The sequence below is a fragment of the Flavobacterium frigidarium DSM 17623 genome (genome assembly GCF_000425505.1).
GTDB lineage: Bacteria > Bacteroidota > Bacteroidia > Flavobacteriales > Flavobacteriaceae > Flavobacterium > Flavobacterium frigidarium.
This window is the reverse complement of the sequence record NZ_KE384393.1, coordinates 67,208-89,942: the sequence shown is the minus strand read 5'-3', so window position 1 is coordinate 89,942 and position 22,735 is coordinate 67,208. Positions and strand designations below refer to the sequence as shown.

The 22,735-nt window shown below is 30.3% G+C and carries 20 protein-coding genes and 1 pseudogene; 8 read left to right on the top strand and 13 right to left on the bottom strand.

The window, feature by feature from the left end:
* Window positions 1-11 precede the first annotated feature (11 nt).
* Window positions 12-314 (top strand): DUF6787 family protein, encoded by a 303-nt coding sequence (locus H603_RS0114850; protein WP_026709357.1) that lies wholly within the window; start codon window positions 12-14, stop codon window positions 312-314.
* On the opposite strand, the gene H603_RS0114845 is transcribed toward H603_RS0114850, so the two are convergent.
* Both H603_RS0114845 and msrA read right to left on the bottom strand, forming a co-directional pair.
* On the bottom strand, window positions 311-604 hold the full coding sequence (locus H603_RS0114845; RefSeq protein WP_035676174.1) for a hypothetical protein: 294 nt from the start codon (window positions 602-604) through the stop codon (window positions 311-313). The two genes, H603_RS0114850 and H603_RS0114845, sit on opposite strands and share 4 nt — an antisense overlap.
* Before the next feature lie 50 nt (window positions 605-654).
* Window positions 655-1,197 (bottom strand): peptide-methionine (S)-S-oxide reductase MsrA, encoded by a 543-nt coding sequence (gene msrA, locus H603_RS0114840; protein WP_157510462.1) that lies wholly within the window; start codon window positions 1,195-1,197, stop codon window positions 655-657.
* Window positions 1,198-1,370: 173 nt separating this feature from the next.
* Between msrA and H603_RS0114835 the strand changes: the two genes are divergently transcribed.
* The 4 genes and pseudogenes from H603_RS0114835 (at window position 1,371) to H603_RS0114820 (ending at window position 4,420) form a co-directional block, all read left to right on the top strand.
* Window positions 1,371-2,033, top strand: a complete 663-nt coding sequence (locus tag H603_RS0114835) for an ABC transporter ATP-binding protein (protein WP_026709354.1) — start codon at window positions 1,371-1,373, stop codon at window positions 2,031-2,033.
* 147 nt (window positions 2,034-2,180) lie between these two features.
* Window positions 2,181-2,687, top strand: a pseudogene (locus H603_RS16930) (DUF2400 domain-containing protein); the annotation flags it as partial.
* A gap of 90 nt (window positions 2,688-2,777) precedes the next feature.
* A complete protein-coding gene (locus tag H603_RS0114825) occupies window positions 2,778-3,542 on the top strand; it encodes a TIGR02757 family protein (protein WP_026709353.1) in 765 nt (254 codons plus the stop codon).
* A 107-nt stretch (window positions 3,543-3,649) separates the two neighbouring features.
* On the top strand, window positions 3,650-4,420 hold the full coding sequence (locus H603_RS0114820) for a hypothetical protein (protein WP_026709352.1): 771 nt from the start codon (window positions 3,650-3,652) through the stop codon (window positions 4,418-4,420).
* 85 nt (window positions 4,421-4,505) lie between these two features.
* Here the strand turns inward: H603_RS0114820 and H603_RS0114815 are convergent, their stop codons facing one another.
* The gene (locus tag H603_RS0114815; protein ID WP_157510458.1) at window positions 4,506-4,697 is read right to left on the bottom strand and encodes a hypothetical protein; all 192 of its coding nucleotides are present in this window, start codon (window positions 4,695-4,697) and stop codon (window positions 4,506-4,508) included.
* A 781-nt stretch (window positions 4,698-5,478) separates the two neighbouring features.
* Between H603_RS0114815 and H603_RS0114805 the strand changes: the two genes are divergently transcribed.
* On the top strand, window positions 5,479-7,599 hold the full coding sequence (locus H603_RS0114805; protein WP_026709349.1) for a hypothetical protein: 2,121 nt from the start codon (window positions 5,479-5,481) through the stop codon (window positions 7,597-7,599).
* A 117-nt stretch (window positions 7,600-7,716) separates the two neighbouring features.
* Here H603_RS0114805 and H603_RS0114800 read toward each other — a convergent pair whose 3' ends face one another.
* Together H603_RS0114800 and H603_RS0114795 are read right to left on the bottom strand one after the other, a co-directional pair.
* A complete protein-coding gene (locus tag H603_RS0114800; protein WP_026709348.1) occupies window positions 7,717-8,352 on the bottom strand; it encodes a recombinase family protein in 636 nt (211 codons plus the stop codon).
* 148 nt (window positions 8,353-8,500) lie between these two features.
* Window positions 8,501-8,791, bottom strand: a complete 291-nt coding sequence (locus H603_RS0114795) for a hypothetical protein (RefSeq protein ID WP_026709347.1) — start codon at window positions 8,789-8,791, stop codon at window positions 8,501-8,503.
* Window positions 8,792-8,935: 144 nt separating this feature from the next.
* Between H603_RS0114795 and H603_RS0114790 the strand changes: the two genes are divergently transcribed.
* On the top strand, window positions 8,936-9,214 hold the full coding sequence (locus H603_RS0114790; protein ID WP_026709346.1) for a helix-turn-helix domain-containing protein: 279 nt from the start codon (window positions 8,936-8,938) through the stop codon (window positions 9,212-9,214).
* Window positions 9,215-9,253: 39 nt separating this feature from the next.
* Window positions 9,254-9,646 carry a hypothetical protein gene (locus tag H603_RS0114785; protein WP_026709345.1) on the top strand — a complete coding sequence of 131 codons (393 nt, stop codon included), beginning with the start codon at window positions 9,254-9,256 and terminating at the stop codon, window positions 9,644-9,646.
* 189 nt (window positions 9,647-9,835) lie between these two features.
* Here the strand turns inward: H603_RS0114785 and H603_RS0114780 are convergent, their stop codons facing one another.
* The 8 genes from H603_RS0114780 to H603_RS0114745 form a co-directional block, all read right to left on the bottom strand.
* Window positions 9,836-10,678, bottom strand: coding sequence for a DUF726 domain-containing protein (locus H603_RS0114780; protein WP_169628304.1), 843 nt, complete (start codon window positions 10,676-10,678; stop codon window positions 9,836-9,838).
* Between the two features lie 55 nt (window positions 10,679-10,733).
* Window positions 10,734-12,695, bottom strand: coding sequence for a DUF262 domain-containing protein (locus H603_RS0114775; RefSeq protein ID WP_026709343.1), 1,962 nt, complete (start codon window positions 12,693-12,695; stop codon window positions 10,734-10,736).
* Entirely contained in the window at window positions 12,685-14,145 is a 1,461-nt protein-coding gene (locus H603_RS0114770) for a DUF262 domain-containing protein (protein ID WP_051219352.1), read from the bottom strand. The genes H603_RS0114775 and H603_RS0114770 overlap by 11 nt, the downstream gene beginning before the upstream one ends.
* Window positions 14,146-14,175: 30 nt before the next feature.
* The gene (locus tag H603_RS17185) at window positions 14,176-15,222 is read right to left on the bottom strand and encodes a hypothetical protein (protein ID WP_051219350.1); all 1,047 of its coding nucleotides are present in this window, start codon (window positions 15,220-15,222) and stop codon (window positions 14,176-14,178) included.
* A 16-nt stretch (window positions 15,223-15,238) separates the two neighbouring features.
* Window positions 15,239-18,262: a type III restriction-modification system endonuclease gene (locus tag H603_RS0114760; protein ID WP_026709341.1), complete on the bottom strand. Its 3,024-nt coding sequence runs from the start codon at window positions 18,260-18,262 to the stop codon at window positions 15,239-15,241.
* 167 nt (window positions 18,263-18,429) lie between these two features.
* A complete protein-coding gene (locus H603_RS0114755) occupies window positions 18,430-19,890 on the bottom strand; it encodes an ATP-binding protein (RefSeq protein ID WP_026709340.1) in 1,461 nt (486 codons plus the stop codon).
* A 109-nt stretch (window positions 19,891-19,999) separates the two neighbouring features.
* Window positions 20,000-21,970: a site-specific DNA-methyltransferase gene (locus H603_RS0114750; protein WP_051219348.1), complete on the bottom strand. Its 1,971-nt coding sequence runs from the start codon at window positions 21,968-21,970 to the stop codon at window positions 20,000-20,002.
* Entirely contained in the window at window positions 21,967-22,734 is a 768-nt protein-coding gene (locus H603_RS0114745; protein ID WP_026709338.1) for a DUF4391 domain-containing protein, read from the bottom strand. The genes H603_RS0114750 and H603_RS0114745 overlap by 4 nt, the downstream gene beginning before the upstream one ends.
* Between the last annotated feature and the right edge of the window lies 1 nt (window position 22,735).

Below are 22,735 nucleotides of genomic sequence, written 5' to 3'. Positions count from 1 at the left end.
TATAAATAAAAATGAAGAAATTAAAAGAGCGTTGGGGCATTACATCTAATTTTCAATTAGCCGTTATATTCGTAGTATTTGCAATTACAGGATCAGCATCTGCATGGTTGTCAAAACCGCTGTGTGCATTAATAGGATTTACAAAGGAAGATTTGGGACTACTTTACACTCCCATTCGGCTGATTTTAATTTTCCCTATCTATCAAGTATTGCTGGTGATAATCGGGTTTATTTTTGGGCAGTTTAAATTCTTTTGGGCTTTCGAGAAAAAAATGCTGATTAGTATGGGATTTGGTTTCCTATTTAAAAACTAAAGCTTTCTTCTAATAATATAAGTATAAATCCAAGTTAATGTAAATGTGGGAATCACATCTGTAAAAGGCAATGCTTCTTCGATAAAAGCAATAATCCCTCCTATCTTCCCTGTAGTTCCTTTGTACATGAGTGTCATTAAATAGCCTGCTATAGGCGCCCAAACAACATCAGAGAACTCTCCTATAAAAGGGATTGCAAATGACAGCATTCCTATAGCATCAAATACAATCCCTAGAATTAAATTTTTATACATGATTCTTTTCGCAATAGCAGCATCGTTAACTTCCATAAGTAAAGATTAAATTGTTCAAATGAGCTACTGCAAATTAAGTGCCATTTCTATTTTAACTTTTCCTGAAAATATTTCTTTAACTTATCAATCTTAGGTGTAATCACATACGAGCAATATCCCTGTGTTTTATTTTGATTGTAATAGTTATTATGATAATTTTCTGCCGGGTAAAAATGTGGCGCTGGCGATACTTGTGTTACGACAGGATTCCCAAAAACATTCTCATCATTTAACAACTTGATATAGCCTTCGGTCATTTCTTTTTGAAAATCGTTCAAATAAAACACCTCACTTCGATATTGCGTTCCTATATCATTTCCTTGGCGGTTTAATGTTGTAGGATCATGAGTAGCAAAAAACACCTCTAACAATTCTCCAAAACTCATCTCGCGATTATCATATGTAATTTTAATGGCTTCGGCATGGCCAGTATTTCCGGTGCAAATGGCTTCATAAGTAGGATTTTCTATTGCACCACCTATATAGCCTGGAACTACTTCACTTACTCCTTTAAGTTCTAGAAACACCGCCTCGGTACACCAGAAACATCCCCCAGCAAAAATCGAAACTTCAGTATTATTTGTATCCATCATCTACTTTATTTTGTCTGTTTATATATTATATGACTCTTAAAAAGCCATTATTGTAAATTTAAGCTATTTCTAAATCTTAGATAAATACTTAACTAAAATTTATAAGTTGTAGCGCCTCAAATATTCTTATTATTACTAAAATCTTTGTTTCTTTGTCAAAACAGCACAAAATGATCCAAGCTAAAAATCTAAATAAATATTACGACAAACTTCAAGTTTTAAAAGGCGTTGACTTGCATATTAAGAAAGGGGAAATCGTATCTATCGTTGGCGCTTCGGGTGCGGGTAAAACCACACTTTTACAAATTTTAGGAACGTTAGACCAATCTCAAAAACAAAATGATAGTTCGCTACTAATTAATGGGGAGGATATTTTAAAGATGAATGACAAGAATATTTCTAAATTTCGAAATCTAAACTTGGGTTTCATCTTTCAGTTTCATCAATTACTTCCCGAGTTCACTGCCTTAGAGAATGTGTGTATTCCTGCATTTATTGCAAATAAAAATAAGAAGGAAACTGAAATTGAAGCAGAAAAATTATTAGAATATTTGGGCTTATCACATCGCTTGCACCATAAACCTAATGAACTTTCAGGAGGAGAACAGCAACGCGTGGCCGTAGCTAGAGCGTTAATCAACAAACCTGCTATTATTTTTGCCGATGAGCCTTCTGGAAATTTAGACACTGCTTCTGCCGAAAACTTACATCAGTTATTTTTTAAATTGCGTGATGAATTTGGTCAAACATTTGTCATTGTAACACACAACGAGGACCTGGCAAATATGGCTGATAGAAAACTTGTTATGGTAGACGGACTAATTAGTAATTAGGAGCTTTTTCCAGCTATACGCTACAATCTTTTATGCCCTTAAAGGTCAGGGCATAAAAGGATTTTCACTGCTATTTGGGCTATTGCATCTGCTTACATAATTACAATCACTTATTTCAAGAACACAAATTAATAAAGAAAAACTGGCATGGATTCATCTGAATTGAAATCTTTCTTAGACGAAAAAGTGATTCAATACAACACTCCTGATTTCATTAAAAGTGATCCTGTGCAAATTCCGCATCTCTTTACTCAAAAAGAAGATATCGAAATTGCTGGTTTTTTAAGTGCCACTATCGCTTGGGGAAACCGCACAATGATTATTAAAAATAGCCATCGCATGATGGACTTAATGGGAAATTCTCCTTATGATTTTGTTATGTCTCACTCAGAGTCTGATTTGGAACACCTACAACAATTTGTGCATCGTACTTTTAATGGCCTTGATTTCACGCACTTTATAAAAAGCTTAAAAAACATTTATACCAATCATGGAGGTCTTGAAGCTGTATTTAGTAAACACGCCCCTATACTAGGCATGCAAGAAAGTATAGCTGAATTTAAGTCCGTTTTTTTTGAAATAGCTCACGATCAACGCACAAAAAAACACGTCTCTGATCCTAGAAGAGGTTCAGCTGCAAAAAGAATCAACATGTAAGTACGGGTAATTAAGGTAGTCTGTTTTTAAAATGATAAGAAGTATATTTGCTTTAAATTAAAGCTTCAAAACTAGTAAAACATGGTCATTTCTGAAAATGAATTAAAAGACTTCCTCGACGCCAAAGTTCTTCAATATAACACCATTGACTTTATTGAGCCAGACCCTATTAGTGTGCCTCATCGCTATACATTAAAAGAAGATATTGAAATTGCTGGTTTCTTGGCTTCAACAATAGCTTGGGGTAATAGAACGATGATTACTAAAAACGGTCACCGTATGATGGACTTGTTAGGTGATTCACCCTATGATTTTGTTATGAGCCATGATGAGAATCAATTAGAAAGATTAGATGGTTTTGTGCATAGAACTTTTAACTCGGAGGATTTTAAATACTTCATAAAAGCTTTAAATCATATATATACCAACAAAGGTGGATTACAACAAATTTTTATTGACAATCAAACGAAGACTTCACTTCAACCTGCTATTCATGCTCTAAATGAGACTTTTTTTGAAATCCCACATCAGTCCCGAACAAGAAAACATGTAGCAGACCCGAACAAAGGTTCAGTAGCAAAGAGAATTAATATGTGTTTGAGGTGGTTCATTAGAAATGATAATACTGGAGTCGACTTAGGTATTTGGAAAAACATTTCACCATCAAAACTATCTTGCCCTCTCGATGTACATTCTGGCAATGTAGCACGGAAATTGGGACTTTTACAAAGAAAACAAAACGATGGAAAAGCTTTGTTAGAATTAGATACTAATTTAAGAATTCTCGACCCTAATGACCCAGTCAAATATGATTTTGCTTTATTTGGATTGGGGATTTTTGAAGGTTTTTAGTAAGCTTTCTGTTGTAATTCTTTTTTAATATGTTATAGCTAATTAGAAAAATATTTAAAATACTTTTATACCAACAAACAAAATCACTACAAAAACAAAAATATAATATGACGCAAAACGAATTAGATAGAGCTATATTTGAATATGATATAGTTAAAACAAATATCCAACAAACAAAAGTATTTGGTTATGAAATACAATTATCTTCTTTTAATTTTATGTGTGCTAGAACAGATAGACATAAAGAAACTGACAAATTGGGTGTGAATTTTCAAACTGATTTTCTTAATGAAACTTACAAAGACTTTTTAGAAAATGAAAGACCAATTAAACCAACTTTAAATAAAATTAAAAAATGGTTTGATGAATTGCTAATCACTCAAAAAGAAACTGTTGACTGGGATGGAATGTTTACGTCAAATGCTGAAAATCTTGGCGAAGTATTGAGAACCCATTACGATACAATGCCCCACAAAATCTATTGGAAAATGGTCGGTGAATGTTATACACGTTCAAGTTTAGCTCATACTGATGATTCAAAAATCTTAAAATATCTTAACGATACCCGTCCTGAAAAAGAGCATCTAATGGATGAAGAAGAAAGAAATTTTTTTAACAACTTACCTGATGAAGTAAACATTTATAGAGGCTGTACAAAAAAAGAAATTAAATCAGGTAAATTCCGTATTAGCTGGACACTTGATAAGAAGATTGCCGAATTTTTCGCATTTGAATATATTAATCTATCACATGAAATTTCGTTAAACAAAGACAAGTCATTATATGATGTCGTTGAAAAGACAGTCAGTAAAAAAGATTTACTTTGTTACTTTGGTGGACGTGAAGAAGCAGAGGTTTTATATATACCATTTAAATAATAGAAAAATGAGTGAACTAATTCATAAATTTATGAATTAGTTCACAATACTATTTTCTTCATTTAAAACTAGCTTTCCTTCTACTTTAACTTATCTTTTTCATCATTTCAATAATTCTAAAACATTCATCAATTAAACCTTTGTCTTTAATCTGTCCCATTGTATATGGTTTTGTTGATGAAAGGCTAGGTTGTAATCTGTCAACTTCTCTTCCAAATTGTTTTTTAGTGGATGCTACAGTTGGATGGTCTGTACTAGTTCTGATTTTATTTGACATCTCTTTTTTCCGATTATCCTGTTTTGTCCAATTCTGTGCAAACACAATCATTTTATCCAGTATCTCAATTTTTTCTCTGTCATCGTTATTATTTAATGATGCGATACTTTTGAAACTTTAAATCTCAAATAATCAGCGTCAAAATTATCGCGTCCTAAATTATTAAAATACATTTTTTACTAATACTTATTTCCTTGTTTGGTTCTAAGGTTTGATTATACGCTATAAACGAAAATTTTTTAAGGTCTACTGCATAAAAATTAAAATCATCATTATTTGATTTTAGATAAACATACAAACATGGTTTAACCGCAAGGTCATCATATGAAAAATTTGATTTACTTTTCAGTCTAGTTTTGAATTTTATATAATATCTACCATTTTTCTTGTCCACCTTAGTTGAGTTTATAGAAACGTCAAATCTTTTACTTAGATAAGAATATGTTTCTAATCTTTCTGACATCTAGGGAGTAGAACGGTCATAAAAGCCATAAGCTAAATCGAATCTATAAAACATTAATGAAATAGACCCACCAACAATAGTAAGAATTAGTATTTTGTAGAAGTTTTTCATATCTATTTTAATTTAACTTTTATTGATGAATTTTAGTGAAATTCGTTCTAAAATTTTTTTTTTTAGTGTAATTGAATAATAGTTTCACTCGATTAGAAACTACCTAGTTATAATTAACACAAGTATACTTATTTTTGTAATAATAATTAGTTAATCTAATATTGTAAATTATTGATTAATGTTTTTAGATTTGAATAAAAAATAGTTATGACAAATGGTGAATTATTTGATTGTATTTTAACAGATGAAGATTTAGATAGATTTTTTTTAAATAGTCCAGTTGATTTGGAAAATAATTTTGACTTTTATTTGGAAATAAAACATAAAGTTATATTTTATATTTATAAAATTAGACCAGAAAATAGTAAAGAAATTATATCGCAATTTCTTTTAAAGATGATTAATCTTAAAACGGCTGTGACTTCCTGTAAAATTGAAAATCGAATCGATTTTCTTTTATTATCCTATACAGCAGATATTATTAAATGTTACAACGTTACGGGGCATTTCCATTTTTGTTACGATGTAATTTCTTTGGGAATTTTTAATGTTATTTGGGTTAATGGCGAGAAATATGACATAAATTCGTATAGGGTATTCAAGCATTTAGATTCTAATGATAAAAATGTATTAAAGAATAGTTTACATACTACAATAAATTGGCTTGGGCAATTTTATTATTATTCTCGGTCTTTTTCAGGATTGAATGAATTTGGGATTTTAATGATTGATGAGACAATGGATTTAATTGCAGTAAATGATATAGAGACAGAAGAGTTTGCTTTTTTTATTTCTAATGTTTACAGCTGGTGTGAATTAAATAATCTCAAAACTGAACTGAATTTTTTACCAAAAAAAATTATAAAACTCAATGAAAAGTTAAATGGAAAAAATGATGAGGGGTATAATGAAACTATAAAGTTAGAGATTATTTTAAAAAATATTGGTGACTTATCACTCAGGAAGAAAATAGCCTTAGAACTACTAGACCATAATTGGAAAAATCTTATATCACGAACTCAGTTCTTTGTTAATTCATATGTCAATGATTTATTACCAAATTTCAAATTAGAAAATTTAGTCAAGGAGGTTAATTTATTGAATCATAATTTTATTTGTTTTGATAAGTTAAGTCAAATACATGAGAAAAGCAGATTTTCAAAAATTTTGAATCCTTTATCTATTTATTGTTTTAAGAATAATAAATATAATGAACTGAATACAGTTTTTTGTGCTTTTTACAAAAGTACAATTACTAGCAAATCTATTTTGTACATGATGCCCAATTCAGAACTTGGTTCGTATTTATTGAGTGCAAATAAACATTTTTTATTTGCAAACGATGTAACATTATTAATTCCTGAACTAGTTAAATATCAGAATTTATCTCTCAATCAGTTTAAGATATTAAAAGGTAGAGAATATGAAAATGAAGTTCCATCGAAAGAGATTGGGAGGCCAGAATATAAATATAAGTATGGAGATAAATTCGAATCATCGCTTTCAAAATTATATAATTTTAAAGAGCTAATTTCTTTTTTTGATAATGGTGTAGATAGTTATTTTCATTTTGATTATAATAGTTTACCACTACAAGCTATTATGATAAAGTCGATAGAAAAATCCTTGCCTAGGCAAGTTAGTTTTAAACATAAAAATAACTTTCGAAAAATTACTAAAATTCTTTTTTGGAAAGGAAATAGCTTTTCTTCAGATATGGAGTATAGCTGTGTTAAAGAAATTTTTGAACAAAACAATATCGAATTAATTTTAAGTAATCCAACAAAGAAGGATTTTCTAAAACACTTACAATCTGATTTTCAAATAATTTGGATTTCTTCTCATGGTGAGCATTCTCATTATTCGCCTTTTGATTCTAAAATAGTATTAGATGATAATGTGGAAATTTCTTTAAGTGAATTTGAGTCACTTAAAAATCCTTTTGTTGATACTAGGAGATTATTATTATGTAATATTTGTGAGGGAGGTACTATGACGCAAACAGGTGATTTAATTAATGTTGGATTCCCAGCTTTGTTAACTAATGCGAATCAAGACTTTTTATCCCATCTTTGGATGATTGATTTTAAGTTTGCTATGATATATGGTGCACTTTTTGCTGTTTTTATATCGAAAGGATATGATTATTTAGAGTCTTATAATAATACAGTCCTAACATTATTAAAAGGCAAAGATTCAATTATTAATGAACTTATTGAATATAATTCTGGTGCTTCAGTTTCAGAATTGATAAGAAGAATAAATGATATGGAAGATTATGATTTTTCAAATATTTTATATTGGGGTAGTTCGGCATATTATGTCTAAATTACATAAAAAAAAAATCTAAAAAAAAAATTTAGCGAACAGCATCGAACCCCATTATATCCATTACACCCAGCCCTCCCCCCAGGGCGGGTAACTGGAGGGAGGGAGGGATTGAATTTAAATCATAGAAAGAGTCAACATCAAATCTTTTACCTTTTTTACGGTGTTCGGTGAAACCTCATATCCTTTGCTTTTATCGCTGGCCAGTTTTGCCATGTCTCTGAGTGACATTGTAGGATTTGATTTTATGACCTTAACAGCTCTATTGTGTTTTGCCAGTGTTACTTCAGGAGAGTCTTTTGTTTCTTTCATTCGCCCTTTATAGGCTCCACGTAAGCGAGCCTGTATTATCCCCTCAGCCTGTCTTTCAAGAAGTGAGGCTTTTTCGAGCGAACTGAGCTCTGATAAAATAGTTGTTATTAGGTTAAATACTGGATTAGCTTTTCCATTTATCATTGACTCAAGCCCTAAATTATCTATCTTAACAATCACTCCTTTATCAAAGAAAAATTTAAGGGTCTGCAATACATCGATAGTAGACCTTCCAGCCCTGTCGATTGCATGAAATGAAACGTAATTCAATTCTCCAGCTTCAACGGCTTCAACAAGCTTTTTCCCAGCTGGTCTTTCTGCAAATGGAATTGAACCACTTATCGTATCAATAAATAATATTTCATCTGGATGGGCTTTTGCCAGTTGGCGCAGGTTTGATTGTTGGCTGGTACTTTGGCGAATGTATCTGGCTCTTTTCATAATTGGATTATTTTAGGTGAAATTTCGAAAAAGTGTGCATTTTTAGGATGGTGTATTTTGCACAGTTTAATTGGTTGATATTGTTGAGTAATGATTTTTTATAATGTGAACTGTATGGCTATAACCTAATTTTGCACAGGACTGAAGGTTACTTACCTTCAATCCAGTCCAGAATATCTACTAGCATATCGCAATACACATCATTTACTTCTTTTATAGTTTCCCCTTTTTTACTGATGAATGATATTGTATAAGTGTCAATCCATTTTAATTGGATTCTAACAGTTCCTTTGTGTCTGAAACCTGAACATTGGAATTGTAGTCCACCTTGGTATTCTTTTGATTCTGGTAATGTCAAAAAGTTTTTAGAACCATAAGCCATCAAAGCCCATTTATCAGCATATTTAATTTGTTCAATGATTGTTTTAGCTATTTCCATTTTTTTTACAGTTATAAAGTGACACTTGATTAATACACTACAAAGTAAAGCAATATTTGATTAAAAAGCAAGTTTTGTTTAATGTTTTATTAAATAAATTAAGTCTTACTTGATTTATTTCTTATATTTGTAAAAAATATTAGAATGGCTATATTAAGACTAAAGGAAATAATGACATTAAAGGGGATATCAAGGGATGAACTATCTTCAAGAGTTGAAGTGTCACCAACCACAATATCAAATATCTCAAGTGAAAATAATTTACCAACGATTAAACTTTTGTTGAAGATAGCTGAAGCTCTTGATGTGGATGTGAGAGAATTATTTGTTTCAACTAAAGGGACTTCTATAACTCAATTGGAGGTAGATGAAGCTAAGGAATTAATTGAAAAAGGACTTGGTATTTTAAGTGGAAATATTTAATTATTGAAAATTAGCAGATATTTATAATTAAACCACTTTATGGAAAATATTAAAATTGGTAAAAGAGAAATAACAATTGAAAAATTTCAATTTGAATACACCTATAGAGGCTTAATAATTGGTTCGCCAAATGAAGCTATTAACATCAAAATCTTGTCTGATTACATAAATTCATTAACAAAAGGACATCGTAAATCTATTTTTCATTTAACTAGTAATGACTATGTTTCAAATGACACATTGAAACCAGTTATTTATACTGCATTTTTAGAATCGGACTCAATTGATGATACCGAAAATCAATATGATGGTAGCCGATTAGTTGTAAGCTGGTTTGGTGAAGAACAAATTGAGAAATCAGTTAAACAAATTATTCAGGAAGGGTTAGCAAGTTTTAAATATGACAAACTAGCTGAGAATTTCAATTTTTAAAGAAATAAAAGTACACAGTTGTGTCTGTGATAACAATGCTTTCTATTCAAAGATTTCACCACTCGTTAATACTGAAAGTTTATTCAGGAATGACTTTTAATAGGTGCAATATCACGTGTTTATTTTCGATAAAAGAACTAGCTTTTTTTGTACTCTAATGTGTATTCTAAATAGTATTTGACTTAATCTCTACCTGTACCATCCATTTTTAATTAAACTAAAATTTTTAATATACTCTGTATGTCCATCTATGTATATCGTTGTATTTCTATTTATTACTTTTTTATTTTCAATTTCATAAAGTCCAATAGGTTCTGTACTCAACATAGATGCCCTATATGCTGTTTTTAACACATTATCATTATCGGAATAATAATTATAAATTTTATTTTTTACCGTTAATGATGTTTTTGACCATTTTTTAGGATTACTACTTACTGCACCACCTAAAAGATGAATTTCAAATATATTTGAGTGTAGTCCTTTTTCGCTTAAATACGATAAGCAATTAAAAATAACTCTTGCTCCCAAAGAATGTCCAACTAGGATAAAATCCTTGTTTTTACAGGCATTTAAAACTTGGGCTAAATTATCTCCTGTTTGTTTAGAATTTCTAACTGCAGTGTGCCAATAATTATTCAACAATTTAGTATGTAATAAAGAAGACGTAACTAATGGAACTATAGGTGAAACAACTAATGAAGCTAAAAAAAAAGCACGTTTGAAAATTTTATTATAATCATTTGGTTTTTCTGTTTCCATATTTATACTAGGCATATTGCTTTCAAGAGCTTTATCAATAAATGGAATCTTTTCCGAATTCCATTCCAAATGAAACCATTCTCTATCTGGATATATTTTCAAAATGCTTTCTTCCCAATCTTTACGATTGTCTTTATCTTGTGAACGCCAACCACTAATTGTAATGATTGCAGGATAATTGCCATCTCTTTGTTTAGTAATTTTGAATTTATCAATTGAACTTGATAAAAAGATATCTCTTATTTGTTTCTTTTCTTGAATTTGATTCAATATGTTTTTGTAATCTGAAATACAGTTTATTACCATAAGGAGTTGAAAATTATTTCTATAGTTTTATTTGCGTTAATTCAATTTTTAATAAATCAATCATATCGCTATTATGTTTTTTTATTGCGTCTTCATTCCATTCTGGAATAGAATTATCCATCATTAAATACTGTTTAACACTATCAATACTTTTTAGATAAAATTCTTTTTTATTTGATGGTGAAAAATTACTTAAACGTGAATTTTTACTGTGGCTAATCAGGCATAAATTTCCAAAACTATTCAATGTTTCTATGTCTTCCATTTTAGGAAAACCATCCATTGGAGTTTGAGGATAGTAATGTTCAACAGAGCTTCTAGGGCTAAAGTCATAACTTTTTATTTTAGCATCATTGGGAGCTAATTTTTTCCAAAGTAGAAAATCTACATAATTAAATAATAGGTTGTTTGTTATCTTACCAAAGGTGAGCTTTTCTTCGTCAATTTCTATATCCCAATCAGGAGTTTTTATATTCTCAGGTTCAAAAATCATTGGATAATATTCTTTAGGATTTTTCGATAGGAATCTATTAAACACAAACGACTTAACGGTTTCCTCCAGATATTCAATATATTTTGTAGCAGTGATTTCATCTTGATAAAAAAGATAATACATGGAAGCACTTAACCAATGTTTATAGACCATTGTTGGTATCGAAATATGAAACATCGCTAAAATCATTAAGGTTTTCTTGTTGTCATCAAGTTCTTGGTCATTGTTTTCTAAACCAAAAGTATTGACATAGCTTACTTTGTTTTTATCATACCATTTTAATCTTTTCAAGCTCCATTTATCAGCTCCACCAATAAATTCTCTTTTGATTATATATTTATCGAAAAGAAATTTTGATTTTAATAAAGTGAAAGCAAATGTTTTAGCAAATGATATTTTATCTTCATCCGACTGAAGTACATTTAATTTTTGGTCCAAAAAAACACTCAATAACCTTTTGTCATCCAATGGGATATCCTCTCTAGTTTGTACTCTAAGCACATGCAATAAGAAGTTTTGAAAATTTATTACAGAAGTAAATCGGTCTGGGCTTTCGTCTATTTCCTGATATAGTGATTTAAACGTTTTCCCCTCTATGATTTCATCAATTGATAGTTGTTCGTCACTTTCTAAAGCAAAACTAAGTTGTCCATCTAACTTTTGCTTTAAGTCATCAAAGTTTTTATGTTCAAAACTATTCCAATCATTGTGACCAAAAACGATATGCCTCTGGTCGATTATAAATCCATACTGAACATACTTTTCCATATTGGAACAAGCTTCCCATATAAGATGAAAAAGATTAGTGCATTTTAACTTTTCAACTTCATCAGAAATAGAATTAAAGACTCCTAATAATTTAGCTTTTAAAACTTCGTGTTTTTCTAATTGTTCTCCTCTGCTGTTCATTATTTCGAAATAATGATTGAGGTTAGTATCGTGTGGAACAGGAACACGTAGAATTTTTACGTTATTAAATAAAAATTTAGCAAAGGTATCTAATGAAATTTTGTGTTCTTCCAATTTATTAGTCAGAATGGTTTCTGCCAATTCATAAGCATCTTTGATTCCTGTATTATATTCTTTACTTGTTGGAAAATGGTCTTCAAAAACAGCTTGTAATGTTTGTGTTGAATTTTTACGGCTGTCAAAGGCTAAGTTTAATTTATTAAACCATTTTAACTTATAGTTTTTTTTATTTTGGATTACAGAAGTTAGAATAGATAAAGTTGTGAGTCTTTGCTGTCCATCAATAGTTTCATAAACAATTGTACTATTTTGCTCCCTCTCATAAACAATTAATGTACCGATATAATAATTTACTTTGCTTGAATTTCCTTTTGGCAAATAATCAATTATATCTTGAATAAGTTGGGTAATTTGTTCTTCCCCCCAAGCATAATTCCGTTGATATGGTGGTATAACATAGAGACTATCACCATTTAATAATTCTTCAATTGAAAATTCAATTATGTTGTTATTGTCCATAGTAGTATCTTAGAGTAGTGAATAAATCTTTTATTCCTTTCGATGTTGTTTCATGATTTCCAGACAATCCCATTTTTGATGCTATTGCATTTAGTACTGGCGGTATATTCATAGAAAGTATTGTAAATGGTGTTGTGGCATCTTTCATTTGCCTAAATACATTTATTTCATATAGAACATAATTGTCTACAGAAGCTAAGTAAACGGCTTGGTGTCTCAATCTTAAACTATATGCCCAGATAAAGAATTTTTCAATAGCTCGTGAAAGCTCAATATTACCAAATTTATCAATATAATATATTAAAGCACAATCAAACATCATACGAATGTATTTATCTCCTGTTCGAAATCTACCATCATAATTTTCCAATACATAAATAATTTCTCTTGCTTTGGTATCTAAATGAGGATGATTGAAAATCGTACTCTTGTAATCGTCTAAAACTGTTTTGTAGTGACTAATCATTTCAAAGAAACGTTTACCATTGATTATGGTTTGGTCTAATTGAAAAGGGAATTCCATTGGATTTAAATCAATATTTCTATCATTACTCAGGTTGTATCCATCTACATAAAAATGGGATATCCGCAAAGGTTTGGTATAGGGATAGTTTTCAATTTTCCCCATAGTAATCCCTTTAAAAAGGTCTGTTTCATTCTTGGTAAAAAAACGTGCAGAATTCCCTTTTGACCATGATTTGACACGGAAAAGATATTCACCAAACAGTGAAACTAATTCATTAGTTTCCATGTTTTCCCATGTAGAGATAACTTTTATTTTTTGTTGTTCGTCTGATTCTCCGAACTCTCTTAAATGATAAGCCTTTAATAAATCATGTGGGTCTAAATCTTTCCCTCTCGCATTTTGTGAGTCAAAAAACTGGAAAGCTTCAGAAACATCACTTAGTACAAACTTGATAAACTGACATTTATTGAATAGAAATGAAATAGTTTCTTCGTCCATTGAAGCTACTAAACGTTCAATTTCTCGATAATTTTTTTGTATGTTGGTAATTGAAATTTCATTTTTAAATGAAGGAACAACCATGCTTTTTTTTATACTTGCTAATTGTTCGTTTAAGATTTTATTCTCAACAATTACTTCGCTATTTTCAACAGCTTTTATTATGGCTATTGTTATCAGAATTAGTGTGATTGTACGTTGCTGACCGTCAACTATATTGTACTCAAACTTAGCTTTGTCATTATGAATAACAATTGTTCCTAAACGATAAGCAGATTTGTCTTTGTGGACAATAATATCATCAATTAACTGGATTACATTTTTAGTTTCCCATTTGTAAGGGCGTTGGTATATTGGAAACCTAATATTAGTATAGCTTAATAATGTAGCAACATCTATTATATCAGGTAAAACTTTACTTGTAATAATTTCCTCATTCGAAGCTTCCTTTTTGTCAACTTCATATAGTTCTTCTAATTCATTCATGCCAATCTATTTTATATCCTAAAGTTTTTTTTATATAGTTTCTCTTTTATAAACTGAAACAAAATTTTTGTAATTCTCTTCAATTTTAAGAGATAAAGCATGAAACTCTCGTTGAACTTTACGATGTCTTTGATGATATTCATTCCATTCCTCATTCATAAAGGGCTGTTTTGGGTAAAAATACCTTTCACTTTGTAGAGCATCATGTTTAATTAAGTCCGTAATTTCAACACCTTCCAACTCTAATTCAAAAATGCTTTTTCCACGATGATTTTCTATATTAATATATTCCAAACATAATTGTTTGAACATTTCAATTGAAGTTAAAAGTTCTAGGAAAATTTTTTCAATGCTTTTATTTATAAAATGATTAAGTGAATCTGAATAAAACTTTTGTAAACAATTTAAAAACTCATAATGTAAACCATTATAGTAAAAACTATTTGATATTGTTTCAACAGTATCTCTTATTCTACGTTCTGAAGCTAGTTCATGAATTTTTGAAAAAATTGTTTTATCATGATTTTTGAATCCAATATTATTATGACGTTCTACAATATTATCATAATCTATTACAATAGATTTTATAGCCGTTTTAAAGACTGAAGTTATTTTTTTCTTTTCATCTATTCCATAACCTTTAAAAACGGAGATTCTATGTCCTCTTAAGTCAAAAGGTAATAATTCAGTTTCTCCCAGTGATAAATTATTAACACAAATTATTCTCTCCCAACCTAAAAGATTAATAGCATATCCAAGTTCAATCAAAACATTTGGATTCGGAGTTAATCTACTTTTTAATAACCTATTTAGAAGATTATTATTTATTAAACTGACATCACAAATAAAAATATCGGATTCTGAAATTTTATCAAAAATGGTTTGAGCTATTGCGGGACTTCCGCTTTTATTTTCTGTGTCACGGTCTAAGTTTAATTCAACGTTAAAATCACTTCCACTAATTTTTGACTTAGCTTTTAGTTCTCGTACTGCTCTATCAAGATTTGATGAAATAAAATTTTTATTCTTAATTACGTCAGATTGCCAAGAATAGAATATAGTAAATTTTGTCTTCATTAAATTGGGTTAGAAATTATTTACTCAAAGCATAATCCTCAACATCAGCCAGTTCAGTAGCAACTATCATCTTACTACCAATTGCACTAAAATGTCGTTTACCACATTTTATTTTACCAGCTTCTTTCGGTCTTAAATCAAATAGCCCTGTACTGCCTTTAGATTCTACAACAAAGAACAATTTTTCTTCATCTTGGTCTTTCCACATAATAGCCCAGTCAGGGTTGTAGGTTCCAAGTGGAGTATCTATTTTAAACCAATCTGGTAGTTTAGCATAAACAGAAATATTAGTACTATTTTCAAATTCTTTTGCCAAATTAGATTCTACATTGGAGTCATAAACAACATAATTATAAGGCGATTTTGAACTCTCCTTTAAATTGCTTTTCATGTAGCCAAACAACTCTTTATTTTCAAAAAGCTCTTGTTCATAGTATTCAGCATCACCAATTTTTTTGTAACTAATTCCATCAATGATGTGCAAGTTCATTTGTTCGTTGATGATGTCAATACAGCCTTCAATGAATTTTTGAGGATTAATTTTAAAGTAATCCAGTTTATTGATTCCTGTCAAAATGGCTACAATTGACTTTCTGGTCAACTGGGTTTCATTCTGAAGATAACTTACAATATCTGGTAATCTTTCCACCTCATCTTTGATGCTTGTTGTTTCGCTATTAGGGCTTATTGTTGCATCAACTCCTCCAGCATTAATTGCTATTGAAGCTTTGGTATAAATTAGTTTTCCTCTTGTGATTTTCAAGCGGTCATTGATGGCATTTATACATTCTTTTACCAATGATTCTGAATCAAAGTTAACTGAAAATGTAGTTTTGAATTTTACTTTTTCCCATAGTTCTCTAAACTCTGGACTGTCTAAAATTCTTTTGTTTACGGTTACTAATTTTTTATCTGCTTGGTTTTTTATTTCAAGTCTTCCAGCGGTTTCTTTTAGTGTATTAATGATTTGATTTAGAACATGTTCCTGTTCTTTGAACTCTTCAGGAATTACAACCGTTTCATCCTTTAAATCAATTTTAAGTTTGTCTTGTACTTTTCCTTTTACATCAATGTAACCTTGACTTATAAGATGTTTGAAGAGTTCTTCTGATTTTTCTTGACCAAGGTAAACGGTGTCTTCATCATTTATTTCAACAACGATATTTCCAAAACTATGTTTCTCAAGGATACCAAATTTGATTCCTGTTTCTTTTTCAATCTCTTTCTGGAAATTATCCACAAATTCAGCATAGGTCTCTGTTGCCATGACCGTTAAAGTATTCACTTCATGCCCATACACACGTTCTCCTGATTGATTTACGCATAAACGTAATCCACGACCTATTTCTTGTCTTCTTCTGATTTCGGAACCACCAGCATCTTTTAGAGTGCAAATCTGAAATACATTTGGATTATCCCATCCTTCTTTTAAAGCGGAGTGAGAAAATATGAAACGTAATTTTGAATCGAAACTCAAAAGCATTTCTTTGTCACGCATGATGAGATTGAATGTGTCTTCATCATCTTTATTTGCTTTTACATATCCATTTTTATCAGTTGATGAATCTTTAATTTTTTTTGATTTTTTATCAATAGAGAAATAACCGTTATGAACTTGGTTTGCTTCAACCTCTACATCTTTTATTTCTCCAAATAAACTAGCGTATTTTGGTTTCGCTATTAGCTTTAAATACTCTTTTTCGAAGATTTCAGCGTACTCACCATTGGCTACATTTCCATCTTCATCATATTGGCGGTATTTGCCAACTGAATCAATAAAAAACAAAGAAAGTACTTTGATTCCTTGAGGATTTAATACCAATTCTTTGTTTAAATGCTCTTCAATGGTCTTGCGAATTAAAGCGGTTTTTATTTGCTTATCATCTACATTTCCAATAGCCTCACCAAGTTTTATAACATCGTCTTTACTGGTAAAATCAATGTACTGATTTCCAGCTACGGCATAAATATCTTTTATGATGTAGCCTTCGTATTCGGCTCTATCAGTAATTTGTTCTAAATCTTCATTTTGCTTTACCAGAACCGTTTTTCTCGAAATACTTCCGTTTTTAAAAATATCCAGTTCCAATTTTGCTACTGGAAAACCTTTTGAGACTTTTACCTCAACCAATCTTATATAAGCATTGTTGTTAATTCCTTCTGTTTGAACAGAACCAACTTCAATTTGTTTAACCAACTTCTTTTCATAAGCATCAACCGCATCCAGCTTATACATCATGTTGATTTTCTCATCCTTGCGGTGCGTAGCAGAGTATTTAACAATTGCCAACGGATTTAAGCTCTGAATTGCTTTCTTTCTTATTGGTGTACTTATGGTTGTTTGTGGTTCATCTATAAAAACAATTGGATTGGTATTTTTAATTAAATCCAAAGGTTTGTACCCTAATGAATCATTATATCTATGAATAATATTTGCTGTTTTCTTTAAATCATCAGGATTATCAAAACTTTTTGCGAAAGCATCAATATTGATAACCATTATTTCCAAGCGGTCATTGGTAGCAAAATCTCGAACTTCATTTAGCTTACTAGAATCATACACAAAGAAATTGTAGTTGATGTTATCATACAATTCTCTTAAATGTTCTTTGGTAATTTGTAGTGATTTGTAAACCCCTTCTTTAATTGGGATGGAAGGAACTACAATGATATGTTTAGAAAAACCATACTTTTTATACAGTTCAACTATGCTTCTCAAGTAAACATAAGTTTTACCTGTACCAGTTTCCATCTCAACAGTAAAATCAAGATTTTTTCTATCTATTTCGGCTCTTGTTGAAGGCTTCAGTCCATTTGATAATTGGATTCTTTGCGTATTTTCAAGAATTTGCCCTTCTGTTAATATCAAACGATTTCCATAACCAATATCAGTAAATCCTATATTTTGCTGTTTGGCTAAAAATTCTGGAGAATATACCGTAAAATTAGAATCACATTTTTCTTGACCACTAAAAATATCTACGATAGCTTCAATGGCTTCTTGCTGGTAGTTTAACGTACTATCAAATTGTATTTTCATGACTAACTCTATTTCATAAGCAAAACCTAAATAATAGATTTTCTTGCTTAACTTTATTTAAACCTAACTTAATTAACCTAAACAGTTATTTATAAGTACTTTGTTTTTATAATTATCAATTGCTTAATTACTACCTATTGTATTTTATGCAAGTAATTATAATACTTTTACTGCTTTTTAAACATATAAAGAGCATTTATATCTCTTTGTTTGGTGCTTAATTTGTCCAGTAATCCATCATCAATAAACTTATTTAAGTACCCTCTAACTGTATTTTCATTTATAGCTACATATTGAACGATTTCACTTAGTGTAGCTTTATGACGTGTAAATAGATATACAAATATTTTTTTCTGAGTCTCATTACATTCACCCCAGTTTTTCTCAATTTTTTCCATCACTGAATCATGAATAGTTTTTGAATGTCCACTAATTTTGTTTCTTAATATTAGGTAAACATTTCCATTTTCTTCTTTATATTCAGGAGTAGATAACATGGATTTTTCCATCGACTCATATATTCTAGAAACGCCTTCATTAAGTTGTCTTACATATCCCATATCTTCTAGTACTCTTGCTACACGTGGGTTTCTAGCAAATCTTTCATTTTTGATATTTTCTATAGTTACTTGCGCTGGAAGAGGTCCGCTATTGCTAATTTCTAAACGATTATCAAAATGTTTGATGTATATAGAATTCCCTTGTACATTATAAGAACGATGACAAAGTGCGTTCACAATTCCTTCCAGCCAAGCTTCTTCAGGATATTCTGGAACCTTTTTAAATTTTCCAGTTTCGATATCTAAAAAATAGTAATCTTTGAAAGAAGCTCTTAAAAAAGCTTTTAATATATCTATTAATCTAGGAATGTTATTTTCAAACCTTTCATCTTTTACAACATTGTGACTGGTTCCTGTCAATGCTTCAGTTCCTTCGTATCTTACATATCTTACAGAAGCTGATGAAATATATTTTTCAGGGTCTTGTGTAAAAAGAAGTACCGAAGCATTTTTTAGTTGGTAAACTCCTTCTTTCTTCTTCGCTAGATGTCGTTTTACTAATAAATCGAGTACTTCACCTTTATAATTTAGCTTTTCTTTATACTCGTCAAGTAAATCTTGGTCTAAATCTTCAAAATCAAAATCTTTGACTATTTCTTCCTCAAAACGTCTTATTCCTTTATCGTATTCTAGTTTTTTTATTCTATCTCTGTCTAGTATTCGGTTGGTATCTAATACTCTCAAATAAACATTATCATTGTCTTTTCTAGAAAAGATACGTTCTAGGTCTTGTTCAACGTGATATAAAAATATCAAATTGCCCTCTATCTCCATTTCTTCTAATTCTACGTTACAAGCTGGATGAATAAAATCAAATACTAAAGTTCTGTATGCGTCTAGTTTATCTCCTAAGGTTCTAACATCTTGTATTTCTCCATTATCAGCAACACCAAAAGCTAGGACTCCACCATCAGCATTAAGCATGCCTATTAATTCCTCTGCAATTTTAGTAGGTTTTATATCTTTTTCTCCTAACCCTTTTCGCTCAAAGTATTGGTTCTCTTTTTGCGTATGCAAATACACATCTATGATTAAAGGATTAATAGTTGAAATTATCATGGTACTCATCTTGCTTATTTATTATGTTTTCTTGCTTAGATACTACTATGTATTGATATGGTTGCGTTTAGGTCTATTATTATCTCCTTGCTTAACTAGTATCTAAACTTACTTAGTGCTAAATACTCTTAATTTCGTTAATACCAAAACGCTTCAAAGTTTGAACTGAATTTGTTTTATCAACATCACCAAAACCTGAGTCTTTAAAAATAACTCTACATACTTCTGGGTTTAAGGCTTCTTTCCAAGCTCCAATTCCTTCAGCTACTTTGCTAGTAATACCATCTGCAAGGCAAATGAATAAAGCTCCCAAACCAACACTAAAAACTTTTTTACCTTCAATGATTTTTTCATCGATTGGTAAGGTTAAATCTAGACCGTACTTTAATAATATTTCAAACAACACATCTTCTTCGGTACGACCAGTTTTAATGTTGTCTTGAGAATCAAACAAATTATCTACTAGATTATCTGGATTGCCATCCCAACCTTTAATGTTAGAACTGTCTAATTTGAAAACTTTGAAACCTAGGTCTAAATTAGTAATTGCTATTTGTAATCTATTAATTTCTTGTTGGTCTTCTTCCAATAAGCTGTTTTTTGATTTTAGCTTTTCTATTTCTGCTAATTTTTTTGCAACAATTAATTTTCCTGCTCTTCTTATTCGTTCTTTTCCAATTTCAGCAATATTAGTATAACCCTCTTTGAAGGCTTCGCTTTTTTCGTCGATTGCTTCAGGAAGTTGAACTTGAATATATTTTCTTTTTCCACCATCTTTTGAATTAATTTGCATTACTGCATGAGCAGTAGTCGCTGAGCCTGAGAAAAAATCCAAAATTATATCATTAGTTTTGTCACAAGAAATGGTAATAATCCTTTCAATTAGTTCGAGAGGTTTTGGAAAATCAAATATTTTTTTTCCATTAAATAACGTTCTCAAATCTCTAGAAGCTTTTTTATTTCCTTCTAAATCATTCCATAGTGGCGAAGGTCTTTTTGTTCTTCCTTCTAAATAATATTTAACATATGGCCACCAAACTGTAGAATCATCTTTTTTTGTTTTTTTCCATAAAATTAAACCTTCTTCTAAAAATCTCTTAAATGTATTATTTTCAAAACGCCAACGACTTTCGTATCCACCAGGTCCAATTGGATAAACTTCATTACCATCAGGGTCAATAACTGGGTAATACATATTAGGTCTATCGGTTCTCTTATCACTACTTCCCGTCTTTCTCATTTGGTCATAGGCATATTTACCTTTCTCATCTTCATTTTCAAACCTTTTTAAATCATGTTCTGTTAAAGGGAGACCATTAAGTCCTCTGTTTGAGGTTTTTGAATATACAAGGAAGTAGTCAAATGAACTACCTAATCCTTCGCTATCTTGTCCAGTTGTTTGTCCAGTTGTTCTTACAATACAGCCAATAAAATTTTCTTCTCCAAATATTTCATGAGATAGTTTTTTTAAGTTTTCGACTTCTTTATCATCAATTGAAATAAATATTATTCCTTCTTCATTTAGCAAATTTCTTGCTAAACTCAATCGAGGATACATCATATTTAGCCAATTGGAATGATAACGACCATTAGTATCTGTATTAGTAGAAAGCTTATTACCCTCATCATCAATTTGTCCAGAAATTTGTTGGTAATTCTTTAAATTATCTTTGTAATTATCTTTATAAACAAAATCATTTCCAGTATTATATGGTGGGTCAATGTAAATCATTTTTACCATGTTGTTGTAGCTTTTTTGCAACAACTTTAGTACTTCAAGATTATCGCCTTCTATATACAAGTTTTCAGTTGTATCCCAGTTTAAACTTTCCTCTTTAGCTGGTCTTAAAGTTCCTGTACTTGGTTTGTGTGCTTCTCTACGGGCTTGAGTTTTACCAGCCCATGTAAAACGGTAATATTCCTCTTCATCTTCAATTTCCTTTCCCAAAATATCTTGCAACACCTTAAAATCAATTTTGCCTTCTGTAAGTACTTCAGGAAAAAGCTCTTTCAGTCGTGCAATATTATCATTTACTATATCTAAACTTTGAGTAAGTTCGTCTCCTTTTTTAATTTTATCTAAGCTCATAGTGTGTTTAATAATGTTTTAAGATGCTCAATTTCATTTCTTTTCTTCTGGATTTGAATGTTCAAAGAAACTCTATTATTGAGTTGGGATTCTTTTTTTATTTGGTTTGACAAAGTAAGGATTTCTTTTTCTATTTTTTGTATCGTTTCCAGATGTTTTAGGTCGTCATCCGTTCTTATGGAACTTCGTTTATTGAAGGTTCCCGTAACCATTGCGGTTTGAAATTGTACAATAGCAGAGGTATAACTTTTATAAGTAGTTTCTAAGTTGGTTTTGTCTAAAACGGCAAAATCCAAGCCTTCAAAGAAAGCACCAACAAACTCATTTTTATATAATTTTGAAACATTGGGTGAGTTTATAAAAGCCTCAATAGTTCGTTTTGATTTATCATTTTGATTGATTTTTTTGTCGCAAACGTTCACTACAAATTCATCTGCATTTTCAATCACCAAAACAATGGGATACGGAATGTGTTTCTGGAATAAATTAATGACTCTATCAATCGTACCTTTGATAAGGTTTCCTGATAGTGTGCATGTCATTACTTGAATTTCCTCAAAAATAGAATTTTCATTTTGGAACAAAGCAATATTTGAGTTGGAAGGTTTAATACTCGCCAACCATTCCATCATGATAATTTCGTTCAATATTTTTTTGTCAGCAGAACTTAACTCAAAGTTTCTAATAAAGAAAGCCTTGCTTATTTTCTTACTGATAATAGCCCTTTCAGGTATATTTAATATTTTGTTATAGTTAAAACTCATT